At 66.3% G+C, this 24,777-nt stretch carries 23 protein-coding genes; 11 read left to right on the forward strand and 12 right to left on the reverse strand.

The window, feature by feature from the left end; all coding sequences use genetic code 11:
- Positions 1-3: 3 nt before the first annotated feature.
- The 3 genes from ACLMAJ_RS25320 to ACLMAJ_RS25330 form a co-directional block, all read right to left on the reverse strand.
- Positions 4-210, reverse strand: a complete 207-nt coding sequence (locus ACLMAJ_RS25320) for a hypothetical protein (RefSeq protein ID WP_412016319.1) — start codon at positions 208-210, stop codon at positions 4-6.
- 76 nt (positions 211-286) lie between these two features.
- A complete protein-coding gene (locus tag ACLMAJ_RS25325; RefSeq protein ID WP_412016320.1) occupies positions 287-499 on the reverse strand; it encodes a hypothetical protein in 213 nt (70 codons plus the stop codon).
- A gap of 92 nt (positions 500-591) precedes the next feature.
- On the reverse strand, positions 592-828 hold the full coding sequence (locus ACLMAJ_RS25330) for a hypothetical protein (RefSeq protein WP_412016321.1): 237 nt from the start codon (positions 826-828) through the stop codon (positions 592-594).
- Between the two features lie 64 nt (positions 829-892).
- Here ACLMAJ_RS25330 and ligD point away from each other — a divergent pair, with 64 nt between their 5' ends.
- From ligD to ACLMAJ_RS25370, 8 genes are all read left to right on the forward strand, one after another.
- Positions 893-1,849: a non-homologous end-joining DNA ligase gene (gene ligD, locus ACLMAJ_RS25335; RefSeq protein ID WP_412016322.1), complete on the forward strand. Its 957-nt coding sequence runs from the start codon at positions 893-895 to the stop codon at positions 1,847-1,849.
- Between the two features lie 32 nt (positions 1,850-1,881).
- On the forward strand, positions 1,882-2,838 hold the full coding sequence (locus ACLMAJ_RS25340) for a D-isomer specific 2-hydroxyacid dehydrogenase family protein (protein WP_412016323.1): 957 nt from the start codon (positions 1,882-1,884) through the stop codon (positions 2,836-2,838).
- A gap of 206 nt (positions 2,839-3,044) precedes the next feature.
- On the forward strand, positions 3,045-4,034 hold the full coding sequence (locus ACLMAJ_RS25345) for an alpha/beta hydrolase (protein ID WP_412016324.1): 990 nt from the start codon (positions 3,045-3,047) through the stop codon (positions 4,032-4,034).
- A gap of 1 nt (position 4,035) precedes the next feature.
- Positions 4,036-4,941, forward strand: coding sequence for an SDR family NAD(P)-dependent oxidoreductase (locus ACLMAJ_RS25350; protein ID WP_412016325.1), 906 nt, complete (start codon positions 4,036-4,038; stop codon positions 4,939-4,941).
- 1 nt (position 4,942) lies between these two features.
- On the forward strand, positions 4,943-5,869 hold the full coding sequence (locus ACLMAJ_RS25355) for a ferritin-like domain-containing protein (protein WP_412016326.1): 927 nt from the start codon (positions 4,943-4,945) through the stop codon (positions 5,867-5,869).
- A complete protein-coding gene (locus ACLMAJ_RS25360) occupies positions 5,866-7,374 on the forward strand; it encodes a flavin-containing monooxygenase (RefSeq protein ID WP_412016327.1) in 1,509 nt (502 codons plus the stop codon). Before ACLMAJ_RS25355 ends, ACLMAJ_RS25360 begins: the two co-directional genes overlap by 4 nt.
- Before the next feature lie 95 nt (positions 7,375-7,469).
- The gene (locus ACLMAJ_RS25365) at positions 7,470-8,249 is read left to right on the forward strand and encodes a MerR family transcriptional regulator (RefSeq protein ID WP_412016328.1); all 780 of its coding nucleotides are present in this window, start codon (positions 7,470-7,472) and stop codon (positions 8,247-8,249) included.
- A 99-nt stretch (positions 8,250-8,348) separates the two neighbouring features.
- On the forward strand, positions 8,349-9,452 hold the full coding sequence (locus tag ACLMAJ_RS25370; protein WP_412016329.1) for a methyltransferase: 1,104 nt from the start codon (positions 8,349-8,351) through the stop codon (positions 9,450-9,452).
- A 37-nt stretch (positions 9,453-9,489) separates the two neighbouring features.
- Here the strand turns inward: ACLMAJ_RS25370 and ACLMAJ_RS25375 are convergent, their stop codons facing one another.
- From ACLMAJ_RS25375 to ACLMAJ_RS25410, 8 genes are read right to left on the reverse strand one after another with little or no spacing between them, the layout of a single operon-like run.
- On the reverse strand, positions 9,490-10,431 hold the full coding sequence (locus tag ACLMAJ_RS25375; RefSeq protein WP_412016330.1) for a UbiA prenyltransferase family protein: 942 nt from the start codon (positions 10,429-10,431) through the stop codon (positions 9,490-9,492).
- Positions 10,428-11,060: a nitroreductase family protein gene (locus tag ACLMAJ_RS25380; protein WP_412016331.1), complete on the reverse strand. Its 633-nt coding sequence runs from the start codon at positions 11,058-11,060 to the stop codon at positions 10,428-10,430. The genes ACLMAJ_RS25375 and ACLMAJ_RS25380 overlap by 4 nt, the downstream gene beginning before the upstream one ends.
- Positions 11,060-12,052, reverse strand: a complete 993-nt coding sequence (locus ACLMAJ_RS25385) for a ScbA/BarX family gamma-butyrolactone biosynthesis protein (RefSeq protein WP_412016332.1) — start codon at positions 12,050-12,052, stop codon at positions 11,060-11,062. Before ACLMAJ_RS25385 ends, ACLMAJ_RS25380 begins: the two co-directional genes overlap by 1 nt.
- On the reverse strand, positions 12,049-12,999 hold the full coding sequence (locus ACLMAJ_RS25390) for a nucleoside-diphosphate kinase (protein WP_412016333.1): 951 nt from the start codon (positions 12,997-12,999) through the stop codon (positions 12,049-12,051). The genes ACLMAJ_RS25385 and ACLMAJ_RS25390 overlap by 4 nt, the downstream gene beginning before the upstream one ends.
- Positions 12,996-14,087, reverse strand: coding sequence for an SDR family oxidoreductase (locus tag ACLMAJ_RS25395; RefSeq protein WP_412016334.1), 1,092 nt, complete (start codon positions 14,085-14,087; stop codon positions 12,996-12,998). Before ACLMAJ_RS25395 ends, ACLMAJ_RS25390 begins: the two co-directional genes overlap by 4 nt.
- Positions 14,084-14,350: an acyl carrier protein gene (locus tag ACLMAJ_RS25400; RefSeq protein ID WP_412016335.1), complete on the reverse strand. Its 267-nt coding sequence runs from the start codon at positions 14,348-14,350 to the stop codon at positions 14,084-14,086. The genes ACLMAJ_RS25395 and ACLMAJ_RS25400 overlap by 4 nt, the downstream gene beginning before the upstream one ends.
- Positions 14,347-17,853: an AMP-binding protein gene (locus ACLMAJ_RS25405; protein ID WP_412016336.1), complete on the reverse strand. Its 3,507-nt coding sequence runs from the start codon at positions 17,851-17,853 to the stop codon at positions 14,347-14,349. The genes ACLMAJ_RS25400 and ACLMAJ_RS25405 overlap by 4 nt, the downstream gene beginning before the upstream one ends.
- Positions 17,843-20,569, reverse strand: coding sequence for a phosphoenolpyruvate synthase (locus ACLMAJ_RS25410; RefSeq protein ID WP_412016337.1), 2,727 nt, complete (start codon positions 20,567-20,569; stop codon positions 17,843-17,845). The genes ACLMAJ_RS25405 and ACLMAJ_RS25410 overlap by 11 nt, the downstream gene beginning before the upstream one ends.
- A 221-nt stretch (positions 20,570-20,790) precedes the next feature.
- Between ACLMAJ_RS25410 and ACLMAJ_RS25415 the strand changes: the two genes are divergently transcribed.
- From ACLMAJ_RS25415 to ACLMAJ_RS25425, 3 genes are all read left to right on the forward strand, one after another.
- Positions 20,791-21,501: an ESX secretion-associated protein EspG gene (locus ACLMAJ_RS25415; protein ID WP_412016338.1), complete on the forward strand. Its 711-nt coding sequence runs from the start codon at positions 20,791-20,793 to the stop codon at positions 21,499-21,501.
- Between the two features lie 136 nt (positions 21,502-21,637).
- On the forward strand, positions 21,638-22,012 hold the full coding sequence (locus tag ACLMAJ_RS25420; protein WP_412016339.1) for a hypothetical protein: 375 nt from the start codon (positions 21,638-21,640) through the stop codon (positions 22,010-22,012).
- A 43-nt stretch (positions 22,013-22,055) separates the two neighbouring features.
- Positions 22,056-23,441 (forward strand): hypothetical protein, encoded by a 1,386-nt coding sequence (locus ACLMAJ_RS25425; protein ID WP_412016340.1) that lies wholly within the window; start codon positions 22,056-22,058, stop codon positions 23,439-23,441.
- A gap of 151 nt (positions 23,442-23,592) precedes the next feature.
- On the opposite strand, the gene proB is transcribed toward ACLMAJ_RS25425, so the two are convergent.
- Positions 23,593-24,708 (reverse strand): glutamate 5-kinase, encoded by a 1,116-nt coding sequence (proB, locus tag ACLMAJ_RS25430; protein ID WP_412016440.1) that lies wholly within the window; start codon positions 24,706-24,708, stop codon positions 23,593-23,595.
- Positions 24,709-24,777 lie beyond the last annotated feature (69 nt).

Raw genomic sequence — 24,777 nt, forward strand, 5'->3', positions numbered from 1 at the left:
ACGTCACTGGCGGGGGTCCCGGAAGGTAAGGGTCTTCGGATCCGGGTCGAAGGGGCGCGTTGCGCTCAAATGGTCGTCGGGCGGCGGTGGTTGGAGTGGTTCTCGTACGCCTGCGGCACCGCCGCCGTCGGGGCCGCGACCACCGCCGTTTCCGGCCGATTCCTTCCGCCCGAGCAGTCTGCGGATCGCCCGCAGCAGTTTTCGTTTCATTCCACCAGTGTGCTCGCATAGCAGGCCGGAAGCACCGATGCTCTCGGGCGGCGAAGCCATCGTTGTGGTCCGTCGGCTACAGACTGAGTGTGGCGCGCAGCCGGGCGTCGAGGGAATCGGTTTCGGTCGACGTCAGCTCGCCGAGGCATGTGGTCAGCCAGGGACGGTAGATGCGGTGTAGCTCCAGGGCGTCGGCCCAGCCGTGCGCGGTCTCGGTGGCCAGGACATGGCCGGGGTCGGCGTCGACTATCGGTACGGCGCTCAGCCAGCGGTACGGAGCGGTGATCACCGCACAATCGGATACCAGCACGACTCTGGTGTGCCGTGGAAAAGGCGTTCCGTCACTCAATGTCGGTGCGTAACGCCAGATCTCGCCGCGTCTCATGCCGCATCGTGCGGGCCACGGTCGTCGGCCTCAGCAGCCATGATGTGGTCGAGGTCGGCGTAGGCGGCGGCCAATTCGGCGGCATCGTCTATGGCCAGCGTCGCCACGCTGTCGTGCACCAGTGCGGTGCGCAGCGAGGAGTTGATCACCGACGACAGGCTGCGGTGCTGCCGGTCGGATGCCTGCTCGGCCCACGCGGCCACCTGCGAGTCCAGCGTGATCGTCACACGCATCGCCTTGCTCATACACGAATACATACCAGACCGATGCGGAGGCGAATCGGCTATCGTCGGACTCGTGGCCAGCAAATCTGCGACGCCCGCCATCGAGCTGGATGTCGGCGACCGCACGATTCGTATTTCCAACCCGGACCGGGTCTACTTCCCGGAGACCGGCGCGACCAAGCTCGACCTGGTGCAGTACTACCTGAGCGTCGGGGACGGCATCGTCAACGCGCTGCGGGACCGACCGTGCATGCTGCACCGGTTCCCGAAGGGGCTCGCGGGCGACAAGGTGCACCAGAAGCGGCTGCCCGCCGGTGCGCCGGACTGGATTTCGACGGTGCGAGTCTTCTTCCCGCGCTACGGAAGACACGCCGACGAGCTGTGCGTGCGCGAACTGGCCGATGTCATCTGGGCGGTGCAGATGTCGACAGTCGAGTTCCACCCGTGGAACTCCCGTGCCGCGGATACCGAGAGCCCGGATGAATGGCGCATCGACCTCGATCCGATGCCGGATTGCCCATGGCCGCGGGTGCGTCGCGTGGCAGGTGTCGTGCACGAGGTGCTCGACGAGCTCGGTGCGGTCGGCTGGCCGAAAACCTCCGGCGGTAAGGGCCTGCACGTATACGTCCGCATCGCACCGGAATTCGGCTTCAAGGATGTGCGAAAGGCCGCGCTCGCCTTCGCGAAGGAGGTCGAGCGGCGGGTGCCCGACGACGTGACAACCACCTGGTGGCGGAAGGATCGCGACCCGAAACTGCTGTTCGTCGATTACAACCAGAACGCCCGCGACCACACCATCGCGGCCGCCTATTCGGTGCGTGGCGTGCCGGAGGCCACCGTCTCCACGCCGATACGCTGGGACGAGTTGCCGGATGCGGATCCGCGCGACTTCACCATGAAGACTGTGCCCGCTCGCTACGCCGAACTCGGCGATCTGCACGCGGACATCGACGACGCGGTGTTCCACATCGACCCACTGCTGGAGTGGGCGGAACGCGACGGCGTCGAGGTCGACCTGGACGAGGAATAGCGGCGCGATTGCGCACTGAAGGAGGTCATGAGATGAGCCGACCAGAGGCCCCGGTGCCACTTGCGATCGGACCGACTGTTCCCGCTCCCACGCTGCTGGAGAAGGCCGTGGTCGAAGGCGGAGCAACCCTGTCAGATCTGGACCAGGCCCGGGGATTGATCTGGGCCGGCGGCCCTGGCGAATTCCCCGACAAGCTGCCCGAGAGCCTCGAATGGGTGCAGCTGCCCGCCGCGGGTGTCGAGGAGTGGTTCACCGCGGGCATCTTCACCAGGCACCCGAATATTCGATTCACCTCCGCCGCAGGCGCTTTCGCCGCCAGCGTGGCCGAACACACGCTGATGCTGCTGCTCGCCGGTGTGCGCTACCTGCCCGAGCATCTGCGTGCGGTGAGCTGGCGGCAGCAGGACTTCTTCCCACACGTCGGCACCTTACGCGGCAAGACCGTCACCATCATCGGCGCGGGCGGTATCGGCCGCGCCCTGATCCCCATGCTGGTCCCGCTCGGCGCGCACATCATCGCCGTCAACCGTTCCGGCCGCCGGGTGACCGGCCCGGGAATTCCCGAGACCGTCGAGACGATCTCCACCGACCAACTCGGCAAGGTCTGGTCGCGCACCGACCACGTCGTGATCGCCGCCCCCGCGACCCCGGCCACCGAACACCTGGTCGGCGCGGAGGAACTGGCCCGCCTGAAGCCGTCTTCCTGGGTGGTCAACGTGGCCCGCGGCAGCCTCGTCGACACCGACGCATTGGTCGCCGCCCTGGCCTCCGGCGCGATCGCCGGAGCGGGCCTCGACGTCACCGACCCCGAACCGCTCCCCGACGGGCACCCGCTCTGGCACCTGCCGAATGCCATTGTCACGCCCCATGATTCGAACCCACCGCAGCTGCGTCTGGCGGCCTTCGCCGACCACGTCGCGGCGAACGTCGCACGGTTCGTCGCGGGCCGCGACCTGCTTGCTCCGATCGATACCGAGCGCGGCTACTGAAGTTGCCCCCACCGCCACGGAGCGCGGTCGGCTCAGCCATCGAGGTGCGGTACACACCGAACCGCCACCCATAGCCCGACTCACGCCGTACCGATCGAACGCTCGACTCGAGCGACCGACCCCCGGCCACCGACCTGAGCGCCCATTATCGGCCTGTTTCGAATGTGCCATTGACAACTGGCACATTCGTAGATGACGCTTAGATCATGACAAGGTCAATGCGGACCTCGGTCCCCGGCGTTCCCTCGACGCCATCCGCCCGATCCCGGCTCGCCGCCACGGCGGCGGAGATCGGGATGCGGCCGCTGAACAACGTGGTGCCGATGAACACCCCGGGAGTGTGGTTCGCCCGCAAGCTGATCGCGACGGTGATGGCCGCGGCGGGGCCGCCGGTGCGCGGTACGGCCGTTACCCAAGTCCGATCCGGTGTTGTCCGAGGCGAATGGGTCCGGGCTCCCGGCGTCGATTTCGGGCTGCGTGCGATCTACTACATCCACGGCAGCGGATACGTGCTCTGTTCAGCCCGCACCCATCGCGGACTGGCCTCACAGCTGTCGAGGAAGACCGGGCTTCCGGTCTTCCTCACCGACTACCGGCTCGCGCCGGAGCATCGGTTTCCTGCCGCCGCCGACGATGTCGAGGCAGGATACCGATGGCTGCTCGGCCGCGGCATCGCGCCGCAAGACCTGGTGATCGCCTGTGATTCGGCGGGCGGACACCTGGCGTTGGACCTGCTGATCGAGAACGGGCGCAGATCGAGGCCACAGCCCGCCGCGGTCGCCATGTTCTCGCCGCTGATCGACCTCACCCTCGCCCTCGCGGCCGAACAGGAACGGCGCCAACGCGATCCGATCATCTCCGCGCGCGCGGCGAGCAGGCTGCCCTATGCCTATACCCGCGACCTACCCGCCGACACACCTCGGCTGCGACTGACGGTGCCACCCGGCATCGCGCTGCCACCGATGCTGGTGCAGGCGGGTGGCACCGAAATGCTCAGTGCCGACGCTCGACATCTGCACGAGATGGTGCTGGCCGCGGGCGGCAGCTGTGAACTCGAGATCTGGCCCGGCCAGGTGCACGTGTTCCAGGCACTGCCGCTACTGACCCCCGAAGCGAACCGGGCCCTCGACCGCGTCGCCGACTTCCTGCGCGCCGCAATGATTTCCCCCGCCGACCTATCCGAGAAGGTGAGCTGACATGTTCGGACTCGAGAGGCTCATCCCCCTCGGCATCCGCCCGCGCCGCACCCACAATGCGCGAGCGGTGGTAACCGGTGCCGGCAGCGGCATCGGCCGCGCCTTCGCGCTCGAAATCGCCCAGCGCGGTGGGCAAGTGGTCTGCGCTGACATCGATGAGACACGCGCTGACGAGACCGTTGCCCTCATCGAGCGCGAGCACCCCGGCGTCGCGTACGCATTCCGATGTGATGTCGCGCGCCGCGCAGACGTGGAAGTCCTCGCGCGCTTTGCCGAATCACTGTTCGAGCGCCCCGTCACGCTGGTGATCAACAACGCGGGTGTCGGAATCGGCGGAAAGCACGTCGGTGATATCGGATTCGACGACTGGGAATGGGCACTCGGCATCAACCTGTGGGGCGTCGTGCACGGCTGCGAGATCTTCGCTGCGCAACTGCGCCGAGCCGGCCGCGGCGGCATCATCAACGTGGCGTCGGCGGCCGGGTTCGCCGCCGCGCCATCGATGGCCGTCTACAACACCTCCAAGGCGGCGGTGATGTCGCTCTCGGAGACCATGGCCGCCGAAATGAGCGGCACCGGCGTCGCGGTCACCGTGCTGTGCCCCACCTTCGTCAAGACGAATGTGGCTCGCGACGGCCGCATTACCCACGAGGCGACCCGCCTGGCCGACACCCTCATGCGGTTGACCGGATTCACCCCCGAACAGGTAGCACGCACCACTCTCGACGCGCACGATCGCGGGCAATTGTATGTGCTTCCGCAACTGGACGCGCACATCGTGTGGCGGCTGAAGCGCTACTTCCCCGCCCAGTACACCTATGCCCTCGGCCTGCTGGATCGGCTACTGCCGCAGGAGAACTCGACCACTACCGACCGTCCAACGGTCACCGACAAGACAGGAGTCTGACATGGCCAACGCTATGGACTTCGACGACATGCTCCGCAAGATCAAGGATCGGCAGTGGGCGCTCGCCGACATCGACTGGGACGCACCGGGCGTCGAGACGATCACACCCGAATTGCACGCCAAACTCGCGCCGTTCATGGCCGATCTGATGTGGATCGAGAACGTCGGTGCCCGCGGCTTCGCCGCGATGGCGAAGAAGGCGCCCACCGAGACACTTCGTGAGATCTACCGCTACTTCCACGCCGAGGAGCAGAAGCACGCCAATGCCGAGCTCGCGCTGATGCGGCGCTGGGGCATGCTCGACGGCGACGAGATCCCGCAGCCGAATATCAACGTCAAACTGGTCATCGATTTTCTCGACAAGTACTCCGACGACATGTCGCTGTCGTTCCTCGGCACCGTGATTCCGATGCTCGAGGTCACCCTGGACGGCGCGCTGGTCAAGTTCATCATGGACGAGATCCACGACCCGGTCTGCCAGGAGGTGTTCAAGAAGATCAACGCCGACGAATCACGGCATCTCGCCGTGGATTTCGCGGTCATGGACGTGCTCGGCCACGCCACGCTGCGCAAGCTTGCCGTCGATCTGGTCGGCGGCTGGGCGAAGCCCTCGCTGCTCATCGGCGTGTTGAGCTATGTGCCGCTGCTGAACAAGATGCGCGACAACATCGTGGAGATGGGCGTCGACGAGGAGAAGCTGTACTCCGCGCTCAAGCGATACGCCAATGTCGGTGAGCGCAGCGAATTCGCTCGACGACTTCCGATGTATCAGCTGGTCAAAATGCACGGCAGCTGGGTGATCAACCGCGATCATCCCTACCACCTCGTTGCCGACGCGCTGGTCAAACTCAGTGCCAGGGTCCCCAAGCGCTTCCTGCGGCCGCAACCGACGTGGTCGAAGGAACTGACCTACGAGCCCGCCGCATGACCGAGATCAGCACCGAGACCATCGACGTCGCCATTATCGGCGGCGGGTTCGCCGGTATCGGCGCCGCTATTCGCTTGAAGCAGCAGGGAATCAGCGACTTCGTGATCTTCGAACGCGGCACGGCGATCGGCGGCACCTGGCGCGACAACACCTATCCCGGTGCGGCGTGCGACATTCCGTCGCGGCTGTATTCCTACAGTTTCGCGCCGAATCCGAACTGGTCACACACCTACTCCGGTAGCAACGAGATCCTCGGCTACATCGAGTCGATGGCCTCGGAGCTCGAGCTGCACAGCCATTTCCGCTTCGGCCACAACATCTCCGGCATCGAGTTCGACGAAACGGCCGGGCTGTGGGACATCACCATCGAAGGCAGGACGGATACCGTCCGCGCGCGCGCCGTGGTGCTGGCGTCGGGCCCGCTGGCCAATGCCAGCTTTCCCGCCATACCCGGGCTGGAAAACTATCAGGGCCACAAGATCCACAGTGCCCGTTGGGATCACGACTACGACTTCACCGGCAAGAAGGTCGCGGTCGTCGGCACCGGAGCCAGTGCGGTGCAGATCATTCCGGAGCTCGTCGCAAAGGCCGCCTCGGTCAAGGTGTTCCAGCGGACGCCGGGATGGGTGCTGCCCCGGGTCAATCGACGCACCAACTCGCTGACCAAACAGCTCTACCGGCGGGTGCCCGCCGCCGAGAACCTGGCACGGCGGGCCTGGTTCTACGGGCACGAATCGGTCGCACTCGGTGTCGTCTGGAATACGCCGCTGACCAGGGTGGTCGAGCTCGTCGGTCGGGCGCAGCTGCATCGGCAGGTGAAGGATCCGTGGCTGCGACGCCAGCTCACCCCGGACTTCCGGGCGGGCTGCAAGCGGCTGCTGATGACCGACGATTACTACCCGGCCTTGCAGGCGGAGAACTGCAAGCTGATCTCCTGGCCGATCGCCCGGCTCTCGGAACGAGGCATCCGTACCGCGGAAGGCATTGAGCACCAAGCCGATTGCATTGTCTTCGCCACCGGATTCGATGTGTCCAAGACCGGAACGCCGATCCCGATCACCGGACGCCACGGCCGGGTACTCGCCGAGGAATGGCAGCGGGGTGCTTACGCGTTCAAGAGCATCGCCGTGTCCGGATACCCGAACCTTTTCCTCACCTTCGGCCCGAACTCCGGCCCCGGCCACAACTCGGCGCTGGTGTACATGGAGGCGCAGATCGACTACCTGGTCAGCGGGATCAAGACCATTCTCGATCAGGATCTGCGGATGCTGGATGTGCGACGCGATCGGCAGGACCGCTACAACGCGGGCATGCAGCGCAGGCTCACCGCGACGACGTGGAATTCGGGCTGTAGCAGTTGGTATCTCACCGAGGACGGATTCAACGCGACCATGTACCCGGGCTTCGCGACGCAGTATGTCAATCAACTGCGAACCGTCGATCTCGACGACTACAACGTGGTGCCCGCGGCGGCGCGGACACCACGGATCGCGGCGGTCTCCTAGGGTGACGGTCGCCGGCGGCGAGGACGTTAGAATCGGTCGATCGACGACCGTGTCGTTCGGCTGCCGGCAGACCGGCGCCACCGTGGGCGAGGGAGGTGATTTCGACGCCGGAGTATCGGATCGATGACCTCGCTCGCGCCGCGGGCACCACCACCCGCAACGTCCGCGCCTACCAGGAACGCGGCCTGCTGCCGCCGCCCGCGGGCAAGGACGGCAGAGCCAGCATCTACGATGACGCGCACCTGGAGCGGCTGCGCCTGATCGACGCACTGTTGCAGCGTGGCTTCACCACCGCGCACATCGCCGACTTCATCACCAGCTGGGAGACCGGCAAGGACCTCACCGAGGTGCTCGGCCTCCAGCACGCGGTGACGGCCTCCTGGGCGAAGGACGAAACCTTCGAGGTGTCGCGCGAGCTCATCGGCACCATCCTCGGCGCGGATACCGACGAACTCGTCGACCGGCTCGCGGAGATGAAACTGGTCAGGTTCGAGGGCGACACCGTGGTGTTCACCGACACCCAGCTGCTCGCCTCCTTCGCCGAACTGCACGAGTACGGCATCGAACTGCGCACCCTCATCGAGATCTACGCGAAGGTCGCCGACCGGATCGACGACATCACCCACCTCATGATCACCGCGGCCAAACAACACATCGTCGACGAACACGGACCCGGCTGGCTTCCCGAGACCAGCAACGAAATCGCCGACACCACAACGATGCTCAATAAAATGCGCGAACTCGCCGTCGCCTCGGTGCACACCACTCTTGCCCGCTCCCTCGATGTCACCCTGCGCCATGAACTCGGCGACTACCTCGCTACCGCGGCCGAGCGCGAACGCCAACGCCTCGTCGACAACCCCGCCACCCACTGACGGCATTCCGACCGCGTTGGCATCCATTTCTCCGCGAAAGCGGCGAAATGCCACGTAGCCTCCTTTACACACTGTCGATACCGACGGCATGGAGGCAGGATGGCATCCAACCGATCGAAAATACCGCCGCAGGCGCTGGTCCGGGTCGTCGAATTCGTCCGAAATTCGATGGCCGGGCTGCATCGGCGACTGGTGCCGGGACACATCGCGCTGCTCGAGATGGTCGTCGCGGGGTTCCTGACCCAGGCGATCCACGCGGCCGCCGCGCTCGGTGTCGCCGACGCGCTGGCCGACGGTCCGCGTAGCGGCGCGGAGCTGGCGCGCGCGACCGGCGCGAACGAGGACGCGCTGCATCGACTGCTGCGGCTGCTGATCAGCCACGGTATCTTCGCTCGACGATCGGACGGCAAATACACGCTGACTCCGATGGCGCGGGTGCTGCGCCGGGACGCCGAGGTTTCGTTGCGCGATGCGGTGCTGTTCTTCGGCTCGCCGGTGCATCGCAATCACTGGACGCACCTGGTCGACGCGGTGCGCACCGGCGAAACCGTTGGCACCGACCTCGACGGCATGTCGTTCTTCGACTACGTACAGAAGGACCGCGAGCTCGGCGAATTGTTCGACCGCGCCATGACCAGCATCAGCACCCTGTCGATAGAGCCGCTGTTCGCCGCCTACGACTTCGCCCAGTTCGGCACGATTGTCGATGTCGGCGGCGGCCACGGGACACTACTCACCGAGATCCTTTCTCGCACAAAGACTCCACGCGGGATCCTGTTCGATCTGCCGGAGGTGGTCGCCTCCGCGCCCGCCCGCATCGCCGAACTCGGTCTCACCGACCGCTGCACGGTCGAAGGCGGTTCCTTCTTCGAGACCGTGCCGGAGGGCTGCGACGCCTACATTCTCAAACACATCATCCACGACTGGAGCGACGACAAGGCCGAACAGATCCTGCGCACCCTGCGTGCGCGGATGCCCGAGGGCGCCACCCTCATCCTCATCGAACTCGTTCTCCCCGAAGACAATCAACCGCACCCGGGCAAATACATCGACCTCGAAATGCTCGTCAACGCGGGTGGCCGCGAGCGCACCGAGGCCCAGTACCGAGACCTGCTCGCCGACTCCGGCTTCACCCTCTTGCGCCGAATCCCCACCGCCGCCCCCGACAACATCCTCGAAGCGCGACCCACGAGAGGTTCATGAGTCGGATGCGGGCGGTGGCGTTCGATCGAGCTGGTGATCAGGTCAGGGTCAGGGCCTGGATGATCAGCACGATGTAGAGGGCGAGAATGAACAGGACGGCCGGTACCACCGGGTAGTCCGGTGTGGTGGTGCGCCGGAACTTCGATGCGCCGATGACTGGAATCAACAACAGCGCCACGGGGATCCAGGCGATCAGTGCCTGTGGTGGCGAGTAGGTCCACGGTTGGACCAGGGCAAGGTCGGCGAGGACCGCTACCGTGGCGCAGGCCAGCGAAGCGATCGCACTGCCGTTGGCGCCCAGGGCGTTCGAGTAGTACATCTCGCCGGGGCGCGGTGCTTTGGAAGTCTTGCGGGCGAATTCGAATTGCAGAAACGCGCCGGCGAAGATGATCGCGACGGCCGCTGCCTGCCAATGGAATTCGACCTCGCCGGTGCCGATCGCGGACACGACAACGTAGGCGGTGACCAGTAGCTGCACGGGGTAGGTGATGACCAGGTTCAGCACGATGTCGGTGCGCACGGTCGCCGAAAGGCTATCCAGACCCCACAGGGCAAGTCCATAGGCGAGTACCGCGGCGATCAGGACCGCCGAGCCCCACGAGAGGAACAGGCTGGTCGCGATGGCACCGACCGCGATCACCGCCATGGCGCTACGCAGTTCGTTCGCGCTGATCGCCCCGGTCACCAGGGGGCGGTCGGGGTTGTGCACCCGGTCGTAGTCGAGGTCCTTCTGCTCGTCGACCATGCGCAGATACAGCAGCACGAACGCGACGACGACGATGCGGACGACGGTGGACCCGGTCGGGTGCCACGACGAATCCGGCCGGGAGACAAGAGCTGCCGTGCCTTCGAGTGCGAGCACCCAGAGTATGCCGTACAGCAGATAGTGCGGCTTGTACATCACCGCGGTGAACCGGGCGATGCGAGCAACAGATCCGAACAGACGCGGAGCCGACGGTGTGCCTGCGACCGCGCTCACTGCTCGCCCCACTTATTCCACATCGTCACATCGGCGGCGGGGGTGCGACGCGGCCCTTGGGCCGTTGTGCCGGGGAGGAGGTGGGCTACCGGGAGCATGGCGACCTGGGTTACCTGGTCGAACGGGATGCCGAGCAGGTCGGCGATCTCGCGTTCGTAGAGCAGGTGTGCGGTGGTCATCGTCGAGCCGAGGCCGTGGTCGTGCAGGGCGAGCATGAAGTTCCAGACAGCCGGGTAGATGGAACCGTAGAAGCTGGCGAGGTGCAGGGCCGTGGCGTCGGCGGGTGGGCGGCCGAGGGAACACACGACTACGAGGGCGGGGACCTCGGGCAGGTGGGCGGCGAGGTACCGGCCGGAGGCGAGGTCGCCGAGTTGGTCCGGGCGTGGCGTGCGGGCGGAAAGGTAAGCGGAGAAACCCTTTCGGTAGTAGTCGGCGATCCGCTGCTTGATGTCGGGATCCTCGACGACAAGAAAGCGCCACGGCTGCCGGTTCGTGCCGCTCGGGGCGTGGACCGCAACGTCGAGGCAGTCCAGCAGGTCCTGCCTGGCGACCGGCCTGGTGAGGTCTAGGCGGCGGCGGAAGGCTCGGGTGGTGGTCAGTAGGTCGTTGCCCATGGAACTCCTTGCCATCAGAGGCTTCCTGATTGCGGCTCGGCCTCGGGATCCAGCGTGTCCTCCGCGAATTCGAGATCGATCTGAGCGGCGATGGCATCGGCCTGGCGGATCTCGCAATGGAACACCACGGTGCCCGCACCCTGTTCGACAATCTCCGCTACGCACTCGGCCGGTAGGTCGAGCTCGACAAATCGATCGAAAGTGCTTGCCACGCACTCCAATTGTGGCAGCTCATCGACGATCATCGAAAGCGCGGTCTGACGACACGCTTCGATGAGCAGGCTGCCGGGGACGTGGTCGAGCTGGTGGTCGAACAAGAAGGGGTGGCCGAGGTCGGCGACGAGCGAGGCACGTGCGGTCCCGCCTTCCCCGCGCGGCGAGCCGATGACCACGTTGCGCCAGTTCTCTCGGCCCACCGCGGCAGGCGTGGCGCGTTCGGTCAGCGCGGAGGCACCGTGGAAAGCGCCGAGCCCAAGGCTGTCCCGGAACGCCGAGCGCAGACCCGACCATTGCCGCGAGGTGACCCAGGAGAAGGAGCCGTCGACAGTCAGCATCGGCTCGCCCGCGGATTCGATTTCCAGCACCATGTCGAGACCATGCAGCACACCATCGCGGCGGTGTTGCTCTGGAACACGCACTCGCATCACCAGATCGGCGGGGGCGATGCCGACTTCCCACGCGGCGGTGTCGGCGGCGGTGCCGTTGAATGTCCTCACGACGAACGCCATTTCGGGCGGCACTCCGTAGAACTCGTGGGTCAGCGCGATCGCGGCTTGCCTGGCCGCCTCCATCACCAGCAGCGGATCATGGCGCATCGCAAGCGATCCGGCGTGGTCGCCGTAATAGGCGTGCATCCTCGGCAGCTGCGCGCCCGCGACGAAAACGTCGGGCGCGACGGTGTCCAATGAGGTAACGAAGACCTCGGACACCGCACAGCGGTGCGCCAGCTCGCGGGAGATCGTGCGGACGTGGCTAGCTGTCCATGTCGATGCTGCGTCTATCGTCACGATCGACCCTCCAACCAATCTTTCGCGGACACGGGCCGCAAGGTCTGCGACCGAGTACCGGTCCGCATGGGTAGTACGTAGGAGCCGAGCACGATCACCGACCACGGATCCAGCTGTTGGTCCGCGGCCCAGGCCGAATACAGCAATTGCGCGCAGCCTGCGTCCGTGTCGAGGTCGAGCTCGGGCGGAAGCGCGAATTGTGCCTGTTCGAGATCGCTCAACAGCCGTGCGAGCGCGTCGGCACGGTCGAAGCTGCGGGCGGGAGCGAGTTCGTACAGATCCTGCGCGATCGCGGCGGCATCGGCCGAGCGGTCGGCGCCCGTACTCACTTGCGCGATCACCCTCGCCCGCCGGCCCTCGTCGAAGTAGATGGCCAGCTCCCGCAGCACGTCGGCGGGGTCGTCGGGCGAGTGCACCAGATTCAGCAGATAGTTGTGCCTGCCGAGCAGATAGCGCAGCTCACCTGGTCGGCGTTTGCGTGGGTCGGTCGCGCCTTTCGCCTCGGTGAGCCGCACCGAGACCGGCAGTTGGCCTTCCTGGCCGTGCACAACCAACACGAGCACCTCCGAAATGCCGACCAGCAGATCGGCAAGTCGTCGACGTTCGGGCGATGCGATGTTCCATGCGAAGTACCAGAGCGCGCGGGCCAGATGCCGCTCGACCGGGACACGATAGGCGCCGACCACCCGAAAGTCATTGTCGGCAAGCCAGGTCAGTGTCGGCTCGACGACACGGGCGACGAGCGCGTCCGGCTTGAGCAAGAGCAGCGAATGCTGCATGGCGAACTTCACGGCGTCGACGCCCATCCGGTCGAGCTGGTCTATCGACTCCTGCACATAGGTGTCATCGACGTAGATTTCGACTTTCTCCGCCGAAGGAGTCGAGGCGGCCAGCAACTCCCGGAGCGGATCGCCGATGATCCGCTCCGGCGATGGTCGGTCGCTCATCGCCCTGCTCCGCCGGACTCGTTGCCCGCCAGTACATCTTCGATCGAAGGCAGCGCAACACCCAGGTATCCCGACTCGAGGCAGTAGTCGAGCAGCAAGCGCAAGTACTCCTGGCCACTCGGCGGAGACGGCTCGCCGAGCAGTACGTCGGCTCGCGCGGTGTCGAACTGCAAGCGCCGCTGAAAGTAACTCGTGTAGAGCACACCGATGCGCCGGTAGTACTCCCGCTCGATCGGATCGAGGTCGTCCTCGGAGAACGTCGCCACCGGCACGAAGGTCGCCACCTCGAAGGACGGATATTCGGCGAGTACGTCGGAAATCTCGCGCAGCGAGAGGGTGTCCCGTCCGAGCGCATGGAAGGTGCGGCCGTGCGCGGAGTCGAAATCCAATACGGCCGCGGCGATGACGTCGGCGACGTGGTCGACCGGTGCCAGCGACAGGGTCGCGTCATACCGGCCGGGTAGCGAGCGGAGTTTGCCTTCGACCATGAGCTTCAACACGGTGTACAGGTTCTTGTATTCGCGGATCGCGCCCGTCGCACTGTTGCCGGTCACGATGCCCGGCCGCACGATCGCCCAGCCCAATCCCTCCTCGCCTGCGGCGTGCACCAGCTGTTCGGCGCGAAACTTGCTGTCCTCATAGCCGTTTCCGAACGACTGGCCCACCTCCAGCTCGTCTTCGGTGACCATGCCGCCCCGCATTCCGCACACGTACGCGGTGCTGACGTATACCAACGGTACGTCCCATTGCCTGGCCAGCGCGATGGCGTTGACGGTGCCGCGCACATTCAGTTCTTCGTAGTCGGCGATCGGCGCGTCGAACGCGGTGGTCGCCGCGCAATGCACGATGACCTCGACTCGCTCGCCGAGGTCCGCAGTGTCGCGTTCCGACATGCCGAAACCGCGTGCCCTGACGTCGCCCGCCACCGCCGTACCCGCCTCCAGCACCGTGCCGTCGTTACGGACGATACTCGAGTTGCTGTGCAGCACAGCGGCAATCGGTCGGCTCGCGGCGGCAAGCCGCGCCACTACCTCGGCACCGACCAATCCGGTCGCGCCGGTCACCAACACCGTGTCACGCGAGCTCATGATGGGCTGCCTTCGGCCATGGTCCCCGAGACGAGGGCGATCACTTCCCTGACGCGGCGCACACCGATCAACTGCTCCGGGCGGTAGCGCGGCAAGTCGAAGGTGCGCTCCAGGACCACGGTGAGTTCCATCAGGCGCAGCGAGTCGAAGCCGAGGTCTTCGATCAGCCGCTTCGTGTCTTCGAGTGTGGAGGGACGTGGCGCCATCGTGAGCACGAGGCGACGGACCTTCGCTGCGGTGGCGGTGTCGGCGACGGCGGTCATGCCGACTCTCCTTCCCGTAAATGGGGTTGGTGGCCACCGGAGGTCAGCAGGTCGCGGACCTCGTCGAGCGGCAGGTCGGTATTCAGGTAGCCGGCGATACGCAGCCAGTCGTAGCCGATCGCCAGGGTGCGGCGCCATTGTTCGCGGGAATCGAACGAGGCGGGGAAACCGGTCTCGGAGTCGGAGTCACCTGCGATCCGACGCACCAGTGCGACAAAATCGTCGAGGACCTCGATACCGGCACTGATGTCGCCGCTGGCGTCGATGATGTCCGAGAAGCATACCCGCTGAGCCGATTCCAGTTGGGCGAGCAGCTCGTCACGACGCGGAGCATGCGGCGGCAGTATCCGCCGCAAGGTTTCGGATGGGGCCACGTCGGCGGGCAGCGGGTGAATACCGAAGGCGGACAGCACGACCCGGACACTCATGGCGATGAGCCGGTGGGCGGCGATGTCCGCGACCGCGCCCTGGGAGTTCTTCACCGCGCCCGCGAGATCTTCCCTGGCGTTCTCCAGAACGATGTTGGACCACACCAGATTCAGCGCGCATTCGGTGAATCTGATTGCGGGCAGCGCAGAGAGGGTCGCGATCGGCTCACCTCTCGCTGCTCCTGTCACACCGAGTGCAGGGGCGATCGCGCTCGGCACGGGGGTGAACGGCCGCATCGGCTTGCACATCGCCAACGCGGGCTCGATGAGTTCGTCACCGCGCCACCGCAAGCCGACGAGACCGAGCCGGATGAACTCCGCCAGCTCGGTGCTGATGTCGGACTCGGCACGGGCGAGCACATCGCGCACCGAATGCCGGAACACCACCGAGCGCCAGGCCCGCGCCGCCGGGTCCGACAGCACCAAAACATCTCGGTCGTCGCGAATGACATGCACACGCCCGCCGATCGCCCAGGTAGTGACGCGCGGGCGGCGGGCGAACAGAACCTGATGCGGATCGTCTACCACCGCGGGCACGCCAAGTTCGGCGGCCAATTCCCACACCTGTGCCCAGGTCTGCTGTTCGGTCAGCAGCCCGACTCGGTCGTCGTCGAGCCCGCCCGTGTCCGCGTCGACGATCTTGCGTGCCTGGTCGTCGAACGTCACGGCGCTGGAGCTCCGATAGCGGTCGATGAGTTCGTCACGGCCGATTCGATCCAATTGCTGCGGCAGCCATTTGGTTTCCAGATAGCTTTCGCCGCGCCGGGCCGCCCAGCCCTTCATCGCCTGCAACAGACCATCACGCGCCCAACCGCCCGCCTCGGCGCGCGCACCGAGCGCGCGCAAGGCCACGGCGAAACGCAAAGCCTGTGTCGCGCGGCTGGTCCACCAGTCCGCCATCAGCCCGATGAAGCTGGAATAGGGCAGCAGCGCACGCAATTCGACAACGTCCGGAGCTCCGGCCACGACTACCGTCGCCCGTAGGAACCGCTGGCACCGATTGAGCAGATCCTCCTCGAGTTCAGTAGGTTTGTCCGCCCGTGCGACCTGCGTCAACTGTCTGCGCAGTTGGGCCTGTGAGCGCGTACGTACCTCGACTCGACGCCCATCGATGAACAGCACCGTCGGCAGCGTCGGCATCTCCTCGTCGCCGGGCGCGAGCACAAGGAAGTCCACATCCGAGCCCTCGTTGCCGAACCCTTCGGCAAGCGATCCTTCGAACAGCACCGTCGAATCGAGCGGTATTGCCACGGTTTCCAGTGCACGCGCGAGCAGCTGGCGCATCCGATCGGCAAGCAGAGTCGGCTCGGGCGCAACATCACGAGCGGCGGGATCGAGACCTACGTCGGCGCCCTTGTCGTCCGCGGCGGCGCCTTCCGCTTCGTGGGCGACAGCGCCATCGAGCACCCCATCGCGAAAAAGCTGCCACATGTGGCGGCGGCGTGGTTTGCCGCTGGAGGTGCGGCGGATGGTCCCGCGCGGCCCGGTGACTATCGAGACCGACTGGGCAGGGCCGAGCTCGCCACGAATGATGTCGCGGGCCTCGGCGATCCAGTCACCCGGCGCGGATTCGGCGAACAGGGCGATGCCCTGGGACCCCGCCTCGGTGATCGTGACCGCGGCCAATTTGCCCTTGGTGATCCCCGTTTCCTGGGCGACCCTGGATTCGATGTCCTCCATGAATACCGAGCGACCGCGCACCTTCAGGCTGGAGCCCATCCGGCCGAGCACGAAAACCTCACCGCGATAGAGGAATCCCGCGTCGCCGCTGTACAGCCTGCCGTCGGTGATCCTGGTGGACGAGCTTGCGGCCGACTCCGCCGAATCCGTCACCGAGTACCCGAGCGCCACCGAATCGCCGACCACCACCATTTCGCCGAGCGTGCCGTCGGGTAGCTCGCGGCCGTCCTCGTCGACCACCGTCACCGTCGATTCCGGAGTCGAATATCCGAGCCCGGTGATCCAGCCGGGGCCCTCGACCCGATGGGTGTCGTCGAGCAGTTGCTCGTCCAAGATCGTGACACGGGTGCCGAAGCGCAGTCGCGGGTTGTCGATGCGCAGGGCGGTGATGGGACGGTTACGCGCGGACGAGGTCACCATCAACGTCGCCTCCGCGAGCCCGTAGGCCAGCGTGTACGCCTTCGTCGAGAAGCCTTGTTCGCCAGTCAGATTCGCAAACGATTGCAGGTCGGCGACCTCGACCGGTTCGGAGCCGACCGCGAGCGTGCGCCATCCGGACAGGTCGAGCTCGGCGATGTCGCGCGGCGCGACCCGATGCGCCACATAGCCGAGCGCGAACGACGGGGACGGCGAGTGCTGGGCGTGGGTCATCGCACGCAACCAGCGCAGGGGGTCGCGGACGAACTGATCGGGTCGCATCAGGTATAGATCGCCCTGATTGGTCACGGCGGTGAGGAATGCGCCGACCAGGCCCATGTCGTGATAGAGCGGCAGCCACGAGACCATCGACTCACCCGGTCGCCAGTCGACAAGTGTGGAGATCATCGCGATGTTGTTGGCCAGGTTCTGCCAGCTCACGCGGACCCCGCGCGGCGTGCCTGTGGAGCCGGAGGTGAATTGCAGCAGCGCGCACTCGTCGGGCTCACCGAACTCGCGTTTCACGGGCGGCGGGCCCAAGGTCTCGGCATCGATCACCAGCGGTTCGTCGGTGCGGCCCGCATCGATCGCCGCCTTGCGGACGAACTGCTCGAACTCCGTCGAGGTCACCACCAGCCGAGGACGGGCCTGGGTCAGAATCGCCGCGATGTGAGCGATGATCTGATCGAGATCGCCGAACATCGGCGGGGCGACCGGCGTGAAGACCCCGCCACCGGCCCACACCGCGTAGAACGCTGCGGCGCAAGGGAATCCGGTCGGCATGATCACACAGACACCGTCGCCGCTGCCCATGCCGTGTTCGCGCATCAGCGCGGCGATGGACCAGGTCGTATCGGCGAGATCACGATAGCTGCGGTAGCTCCAGCCGTCACCTTCGTCGGCCAGGTGGATGCCCGCGTCCTCCGCTGGCTCTGTCAACCAATTGCGAACCGCCGCAACATATTTGTCATGCCCCATCGCGGAGATCTCCTTCGGACAGCACAGTAACCGTTCCATTGGTTCCATCGACCCGAATTCGCATACCGGTCCGTATCTTTTTCGTCAGGTCCTTGACTTGCACCACGGTGGGCACTCCCAATTCCCGCGCCACGATAGCGACGTGCGTCAGCGGACTGCCACGCTCGATCACCAGGGCCGATGCCGAGGGCAGCGCGGCCACCCAGCCGGGGTCGGTGCGGTAGGCCACCAGGATGCCGCCTGCCACGTCGCGTGGCTCGTCGACCACGATCGCCGTACCCTCGACGATCCCAGAAGCCGATGGCGTCCCCGGCAGCACCGTTCCGACGGTCGCGGGCGGAGTGTCGGTGACCGGCACCCAGCCCTGACCCGCGAGCTCGGCGCGGCCGAAGGTCGAGCCGGTCGTGACGAAGCGTGCCGGTGCGACCAACACACTATCCCTGGCGCGCTGAGCCTTTCGCGCGGCGACCAGATCGCGCAGCGGCTCGGTCTCGGCGGCTTCGTAGCAACCGCGCAACTCCTGCACGGTCAGGAAGAACACGTCGCCGAACTCGTCGATGACCTCGCGCGCGACCAGGTCGCGGCCCATCACCCGAATCATTCGCTTCACCATGCCGAAGGCTCTCGTTCGGCAGAAGCGCAGCCGCTCGCGGTGCGCCGCACAGCGATTCACCTTGTGGCGCAGACGTTCATAGATGCGGCGCCGGAGGCCGCCGAGGTGAGCGTCGAGATACTCATCGGCCTCCGCACTGCGACTGTGCTGTGTGGTGTCGCCGACTCGGCCGATGGCGCTGCGCAACATGACGAACAGGCTCGCCGGATCTTCCCGCAGGTCGGGTGTCTCCAGCTTCAGCTCGTCCAGGCTGCGGTAACCGTAGCGGTCGATGTAGGAGTCGACACGAGCCAAGAATTCGGCCCGGTCGGATCCCCGCAATTCGGAGTAGATCTGTTCCGGTGGAGTCGAATTGACCAGCGAGACCAGTTCCGGATCGGTGCGGACGAACCGCGCCAGCTCCGTCATCGCGCGGGCCGGCTCCGCCGATTCGACATCCGCGCCAGGGCCGACGACGGCGTACAGGAACCATTCCGGCGCCTTCGGCAACAGCAGCTTCGTCAGCAGAAACATCAAACCGGTACAGGTCAACAGGATCGCGTCCAGCACCATCAGCGGACCCCAGCGGTGCACAAGATCCCGGTCCACCGTGCGGTAGGACGCGTAGGCCCGTTCACCGGACAGTGTCGCGTAGTCCATGGCGTCGTATTCGTCGTAGACGCGGTAGAAGTCGGTGATGAACTGCTCGACCATGTCGTCGATGCCCAACAGCTGCCGCATATAGGTCACCGTGGTGACCGTGCGTGCACGTAGTCGCCCGAGGGGTGAGCGGAAAGTGAACGGCCGCAATGTCTTCGCGAGATCGTCGGCCAGCGGTTCGTCGACGCCGAGCGCGGCCTCCAGGACCTTCCTGTTCAACGGGTAGCCGGGCGCGATGCCGACCATTCGATACCAGTGCAGGAGATTGTAGTAGACGCGGCCGTGGAAATAGCCGAGCAGCACCGGTGTCCAGCGGTCGGTCTGGCGCAGCTGCTCGGCGGGAACCCGCAACGATTTCGCGTAGCCGTGATAGACCCTGCCGTAGATATCGGCCGCCGTGGTGAAGGTCAACGGCGAAGTGATGCCGCTGAAGCTCTCGATGATGTTGGAGTTGTCCCAGATCCGCATGTCGTCGTCGGCGAGGTCCTCACCGGCGCCGCGCAGCTGCGCACCCTCGGATCGGGAGCCCGCGCGCACCGCCGTGGTGATCGGCCGGGTCTGTAGCAGCCAGATCCCGTCGTCGTCGATCGCCCACTCGACATCCTGCGGGGTACCGAGCCCGGCCTCCAGCTTGCGGCCGAGCTCGGCGACCTCGACGAGCTCGGCGTCCGACAGCGCGGCGCGGTCCCTGCGCTCCTTGTCGACCGCACCGACCACGCAGCCCTGCTCGCCCGCGGGCGTGTAGGAGCTCTCCTTGTCCCCCAGCACCGTTTCCAGCACCGTTCCGGAGGATTTGTCGATGGTCACCGAGTCGGCGTCCACCGCGCCCGACACCAGGCCCTCGCCCAGGCCGTACACCGCACTGATCACCATCTCGTCCGCGGCGCCGGTGATCGGGTTCGCGGTGAACATCACCCCGCTGGTCCGCGCCGCGATCAGCCGCTGCAAGACGACGGCAGCGGCGCCGGTCGGTGCGAGCTGGTGCGCGAAGGCATATCGGATGGATCGCTCGGAGAATGCCGAGGCCCAGCACTCGCGTACCCGGGACGTCACGGCGTCGAGGCCGTTCACGTTCAGGAACGAGTCGAACTGGCCCGCGTACGAGTGGCCGGGGCCGTCCTCCGCGGTCACCGACGAGCGCACCGCGATCGCGCCGCCGCCGAGCCGCTCATAGGCGTCGGTGAGCAGCTCGAGGACCGTCGGTGGCAGCGGGACCGCATTGATCTCCGCACGCAGTGCCGCGCCGGCGGCCAACGCCCCTTCCAGGTCGTCGGTGGCCAGGAAGGCCGTCAACTGTCCGGTGAGATCGCCCGCGCGCAGCAGCTGCTCGAACGCATCGGTCCCGAGCACGACCCACTCCGGCACGCGGAAGCCGCCGGTCTGCAAACTGTGCAATCCGCGCGCCTTACCGCCCGCCGACACCGCGATGGTCGCCGTATCGGTCCACGGTCCAAGTACCTGCAAGGCGTCTCTCCCATCGGCCCCTCATCACCAGGAGCGGAGCACGGTGCTCCGGCACAGGGCACGGCGAACAAACTGAGGAGACTGTCTGGATATATCCGAGAATTCACCTCGACGTTAGCCCGCAATCCTGCGGGCACGCTTATCGAAGAGTTGACCGAGACCCTCGACCCGCCGCTAAGCTTCAGACTGATTCGGTGGGTTCGGTGAGGATGTGATTCGACGTGAGTTGGACCTTCACCCCGGACGAGTTCGCCCATATTTGGCGAGAAACCGAGGTAGATCGCCATCCGTACCCCATCCGCATCCTCGAGACACCGCGCACCGAACGCGAGGCCGAGGTACTGCGCGCACAGCTGAACGAGCGTCTGGCGCCGGGCAGCGACCCGGATCTGACCGCGTGCCTTCGGATCCTGGCACGGCCACATACCCGAATCGTTGTAATCGGTGGGGCCCACAGCCCAGGTACCGAGATCCGATTATTGGCAGGCACGATCTTCGATCACGCCGTGCTCGCATTGCAGGAGCCGGGGATCCTCCCGGATTTCGGTGGCCGAGTGCGCATCTCGATCGGGCACAGCGCGAAACTCGGTGCCAGGATCACGGCGCTACTGCCGAAGACTCCGCCAGGACGGGAACCGGCCCGGGCCGCGACCGACGATACGATCCGCGACCAAGAGACCGTCGCGCGTCAGCCCGCCGTGCCGCCGATCCGCAAACTGTTGCTCAAACCGCACACCGCGGAGGGACACATCCGAATCGAGCCGCGGCTGGATAGACCGGAACCGACACCGCCGGTGCATTACACCTGGATCGATGTGCAGGGTGATGGGCGCTATTTGATAAAAGCCGGTTCGACCGTGCACGTCGTGCCCGCATCGGCCGAGCAACTCGCAGCCCAGCTGCAGAAACGCATTCCGGCGCAGGCACGATGACCATCGCCGACAGGTAACCGTTGCTGCGCCCGTCAGGCGTACCTTCGCCTTCGCTCCGGCCATGCGCGGTCTAGGACGGACTTCGTCCGGCTGCGCCCGTTAGGCTAGAACGGACCGACCGATCTCAGGGGTGCGCATGACGATCGAGACCAGCCGGGCCGATATCGCCCGGTTCAAGCAACAGGCGCAGGCAGGAACCGTCAAGTTCGATCCCGCCGCGGCACGGCGCTGTGCCGAGATGTACGACCATCAAGCCGATCGACTGATCTATCTACAACAACGCCTCGACGCGGCGTCCGAATCACAGGGTTTCGGCGGGTTCGTCTCCGCTCAACAGCTGCAGGCCGGGTTCGGCCACAAGGCTCGCGATGCCGCAACGCTGCTCGACCACTACATCGAGGCCGCCTACCGGATGAAGGAGGCGTTCCTGATCAGCGGAGGCCTGATGGAAGAGGCCGACGCGGCGAATGCCGCCGCGGTGCGGGCCATCGAAACGAGGGTGCCGCGATGAGTGAGCGCAGCATGGCGGGGTCGAGCGCCTGCGAGGTACGGCCGTGAGTGGCAATGACCCTGACTACATCAGCTCCATGGAGCACTTCGAGTCGATGCGGCACGAGGAGATCTACGCCAAGACCCAGCAGATCGACGCCGCGCAAATCCTGAACGCCTCGGTCACCTGGCTGGAAGTGGCAGGCACACTGGCTACTTCGTTTCCGCTGACCCGCGCCAGCTCGGATCGGGTGATGAACTCCATGGAATGGGAGGGCGCCGCGGCCGACGCGGCGTATGCCAGCGCCCGCAGCTACGCCGAGTCCGTCGACGAACTCGCCGCCATCATGGGCCAGGTGGGTGCCAGGCTCGGTGGGGTTGCCGCGGCCGCGGAGGCGGTCAAGATCGCGGTCATACCCCCCGGCACTTCGGGCCCCATCGGCGCCATCGCGAAAATGCTCGAGGCGGGCGGCATTATCGACGCCCAGATGGCGGAGGAGGCACTGCGCCAGGAGGCCGTGCTCGCGATGAACATGGTGTACAAACCGGCCTACGGAATGGCAGGCACCGGCATCCCCGCGCTCCCTGACCCGCCACAGCTACCCGGTGCGATAGCGCCGGAAGGGCGCCAACGGCAGGCCCAGCCCGATTACTCCGAACCTGCACTGCCGCGACAGGACCAGCAGCCGACCACGCCGCCGGTTCCGGCTGCTCCGACGCCGCCCGGAACCACCGTTCCGCCACCGGCTCCATCGACACCGGCTCCATCGACACCGGAATCACAAGCCCCCCAGCCTGTTCCGACGCCGTCGACACCATCACCGACACCAACCGCGCCGCCACCGACTCCTGACCCCCAACCAACTCCCACCCCGGACCCAACCCTCGCGCCTGCTCCATCGACCCAGCAGGCACCACCCCCGGACCCACAGCCGCCCGCTCCCCCACCGGAGCCAACCCCGCCGCCTGCTCCCCCGACCGAGCACGCGCCACCCCCGATCCCGACCCCAGAGCCACCCGCTCCCACCGTCGAGCCAACCCCGCCACCAGCTCCCCCGACCGAGCAGGCACCCCCACAGCCACCCGCTCCCACACTGGACCCAACTCCCACACCGGCACCGCCGACCCAGCAAGCGCCGCCTCCCGAACCACCACCGGCACCGGCACCACCAGCGCCGGAGCCATCACCTCCACCTGCCCCGCAGGAACCACAACCAGAGCCACCAGTTCCGACACCGGAGCCACCTCCGCTGCCTGCCCCGCCACCACAACAAACACCACCACCAGCCCCACAACCAGAGCCACCAGCTCCCGTGCCGGGAGAACCCACGCCCCCACTCACCGACCCCGGCGGTCAGCCGGGTGTCACCGGCCCCGTCACGGAAGGCCAAGACCAGCAATCACCTTCGACAACCAACCAGCCCGGAGTCATCCCCGCGCCCCACAAATAGCCAGCGTGAGGACTGGCTGTGGTTGCGTTACAGACACTTTGGTAATCGAGGGTAGTCAAATGGTGGCTGTGAAGGCGTCGGGCGCAACCATTCGACTCCCCGCGATAAAGAACGCTCGAGGAGCGACGTTGCCTCGGTGACCAGGTGTCCGTTAGACGTTGACGAGGTCGTCGGCGTGGATTACGGGGCGTTGCATGGTGTCCGGGAGTTCGGCGGTTGAGCGGCCGAGCATTCCCGCGAGTTCGGTGCTGTCGTATTGCACTACGCCGCGGGCTACCACTTGGTTGTCGGGGGCTACGAGGTCGACTACGTCGCCGCCGTGGAAGCGGCCGCGGACGCCGGTGATGCCCGCGGCGAGCAGGGAGCGGCGGCGGTGGGATACGGCTTGGACCGCGCCGTCGTCGATGAGGACGCCGCCGCGGCTGTCGGCGGCGTGGCGGACCCAGAATTTGCGGGCCGAGAGGCGGACCGGGCGGGCGGCGAAGGCCGTGCCGACTTTGCCCGTAGTCAGTGCGTCAGCGGCTTCGGTTGCGGCCGCGAGGAGTACGGGCACGCCCGCGTCCGCGGCGAGACGCGCGGCGGACAGCTTCGATCCCATGCCGCCGGTACCGAGTGCGCCACCGCCGCCTGCGATAACACCGTCGAGGTCGGCACTGCTACGGACCTCGGGAATGAAGTTGGCGGCGCCCTTGCGTGGGTCGCCGTCGTAGAGGCCCTCCACATCGGAGAGCAGGATCAGCGCGTCCGCGCCGACCAGATGGGCGACAAGCGCGGCGAGTCGATCGTTGTCGCCGAAGCGGATCTCTTCCGTTGCGATGGTGTCGTTTTCATTCACCACGGCAATGGCGCCGAGCGAACGCAATCGGTCGAGGGTGCGCTGCGCATTGCGGTGATGCTCGCGGCGGGAGAAGTCGTCGGCACTGAGCAGCACCTGTCCGACGGTGCGACCGTACCTGGCGAACGAGGTGCCCCACGCATGCGCAAGCGCGAGCTGGCCGACGCTCGCCGCGGCCTGCTTGGTGGCCAGATCACGCGGGCGGGTGGTCAGGCCGAGCGGCGCGATACCCGCGCCGATCGCGCCGGAGGACACCACGACCACATCTGATCCGGCACGCATGCGCGCCTCCACCGCATCGGCGAGCCGATCGAGGCGGGCGGTATCGAGCCCGCCCTTCAGGCTGGTGAGCGCGGACGAGCCGATCTTCACCACCACACTGCGCGCCGAAGCGATCGCAAGCCGGGCCTCACTGAGCCCGTCCCGTGACATCGCATCCGCCATACCAGAACTCACCTGCATCGCAACCGAACTCCCTGTACCGCAACAGAACCCATCCTG

Source organism: Nocardia arseniciresistens (assembly GCF_046764875.1).
Classification (GTDB): domain Bacteria; phylum Actinomycetota; class Actinomycetes; order Mycobacteriales; family Mycobacteriaceae; genus Nocardia; species Nocardia arseniciresistens.

Excerpts from the sequence above, each read along its gene's own strand:
- ACLMAJ_RS25320 (WP_412016319.1), bottom strand. The coding sequence starts at position 210 with ATGAAACGAAAACTGCTGCGGGCGATCCGCAGACTGCTCGGGCGGAAG.
- ACLMAJ_RS25330 (WP_412016321.1), bottom strand. The coding sequence starts at position 828 with ATGCGTGTGACGATCACGCTGGACTCGCAGGTGGCCGCGTGGGCCGAG.
- ACLMAJ_RS25340 (WP_412016323.1), top strand. The coding sequence starts at position 1,882 with ATGAGCCGACCAGAGGCCCCGGTGCCACTTGCGATCGGACCGACTGTT.
- ACLMAJ_RS25345 (WP_412016324.1), top strand. The coding sequence starts at position 3,045 with ATGACAAGGTCAATGCGGACCTCGGTCCCCGGCGTTCCCTCGACGCCA.
- ACLMAJ_RS25350 (WP_412016325.1), top strand. The coding sequence starts at position 4,036 with ATGTTCGGACTCGAGAGGCTCATCCCCCTCGGCATCCGCCCGCGCCGC.
- ACLMAJ_RS25355 (WP_412016326.1), top strand. The coding sequence starts at position 4,943 with ATGGCCAACGCTATGGACTTCGACGACATGCTCCGCAAGATCAAGGAT.
- ACLMAJ_RS25360 (WP_412016327.1), top strand. The coding sequence starts at position 5,866 with ATGACCGAGATCAGCACCGAGACCATCGACGTCGCCATTATCGGCGGC.
- ACLMAJ_RS25370 (WP_412016329.1), top strand. The coding sequence starts at position 8,349 with ATGGCATCCAACCGATCGAAAATACCGCCGCAGGCGCTGGTCCGGGTC.
- ACLMAJ_RS25380 (WP_412016331.1), bottom strand. The coding sequence starts at position 11,060 with ATGGCAAGGAGTTCCATGGGCAACGACCTACTGACCACCACCCGAGCC.
- ACLMAJ_RS25390 (WP_412016333.1), bottom strand. The coding sequence starts at position 12,999 with ATGAGCGACCGACCATCGCCGGAGCGGATCATCGGCGATCCGCTCCGG.
- ACLMAJ_RS25395 (WP_412016334.1), bottom strand. The coding sequence starts at position 14,087 with ATGAGCTCGCGTGACACGGTGTTGGTGACCGGCGCGACCGGATTGGTC.
- ACLMAJ_RS25400 (WP_412016335.1), bottom strand. The coding sequence starts at position 14,350 with ATGACCGCCGTCGCCGACACCGCCACCGCAGCGAAGGTCCGTCGCCTC.
- ACLMAJ_RS25405 (WP_412016336.1), bottom strand. The coding sequence starts at position 17,853 with ATGGGGCATGACAAATATGTTGCGGCGGTTCGCAATTGGTTGACAGAG.
- ACLMAJ_RS25420 (WP_412016339.1), top strand. The coding sequence starts at position 21,638 with ATGACGATCGAGACCAGCCGGGCCGATATCGCCCGGTTCAAGCAACAG.
- proB (WP_412016440.1), bottom strand. The coding sequence starts at position 24,708 with ATGTCACGGGACGGGCTCAGTGAGGCCCGGCTTGCGATCGCTTCGGCG.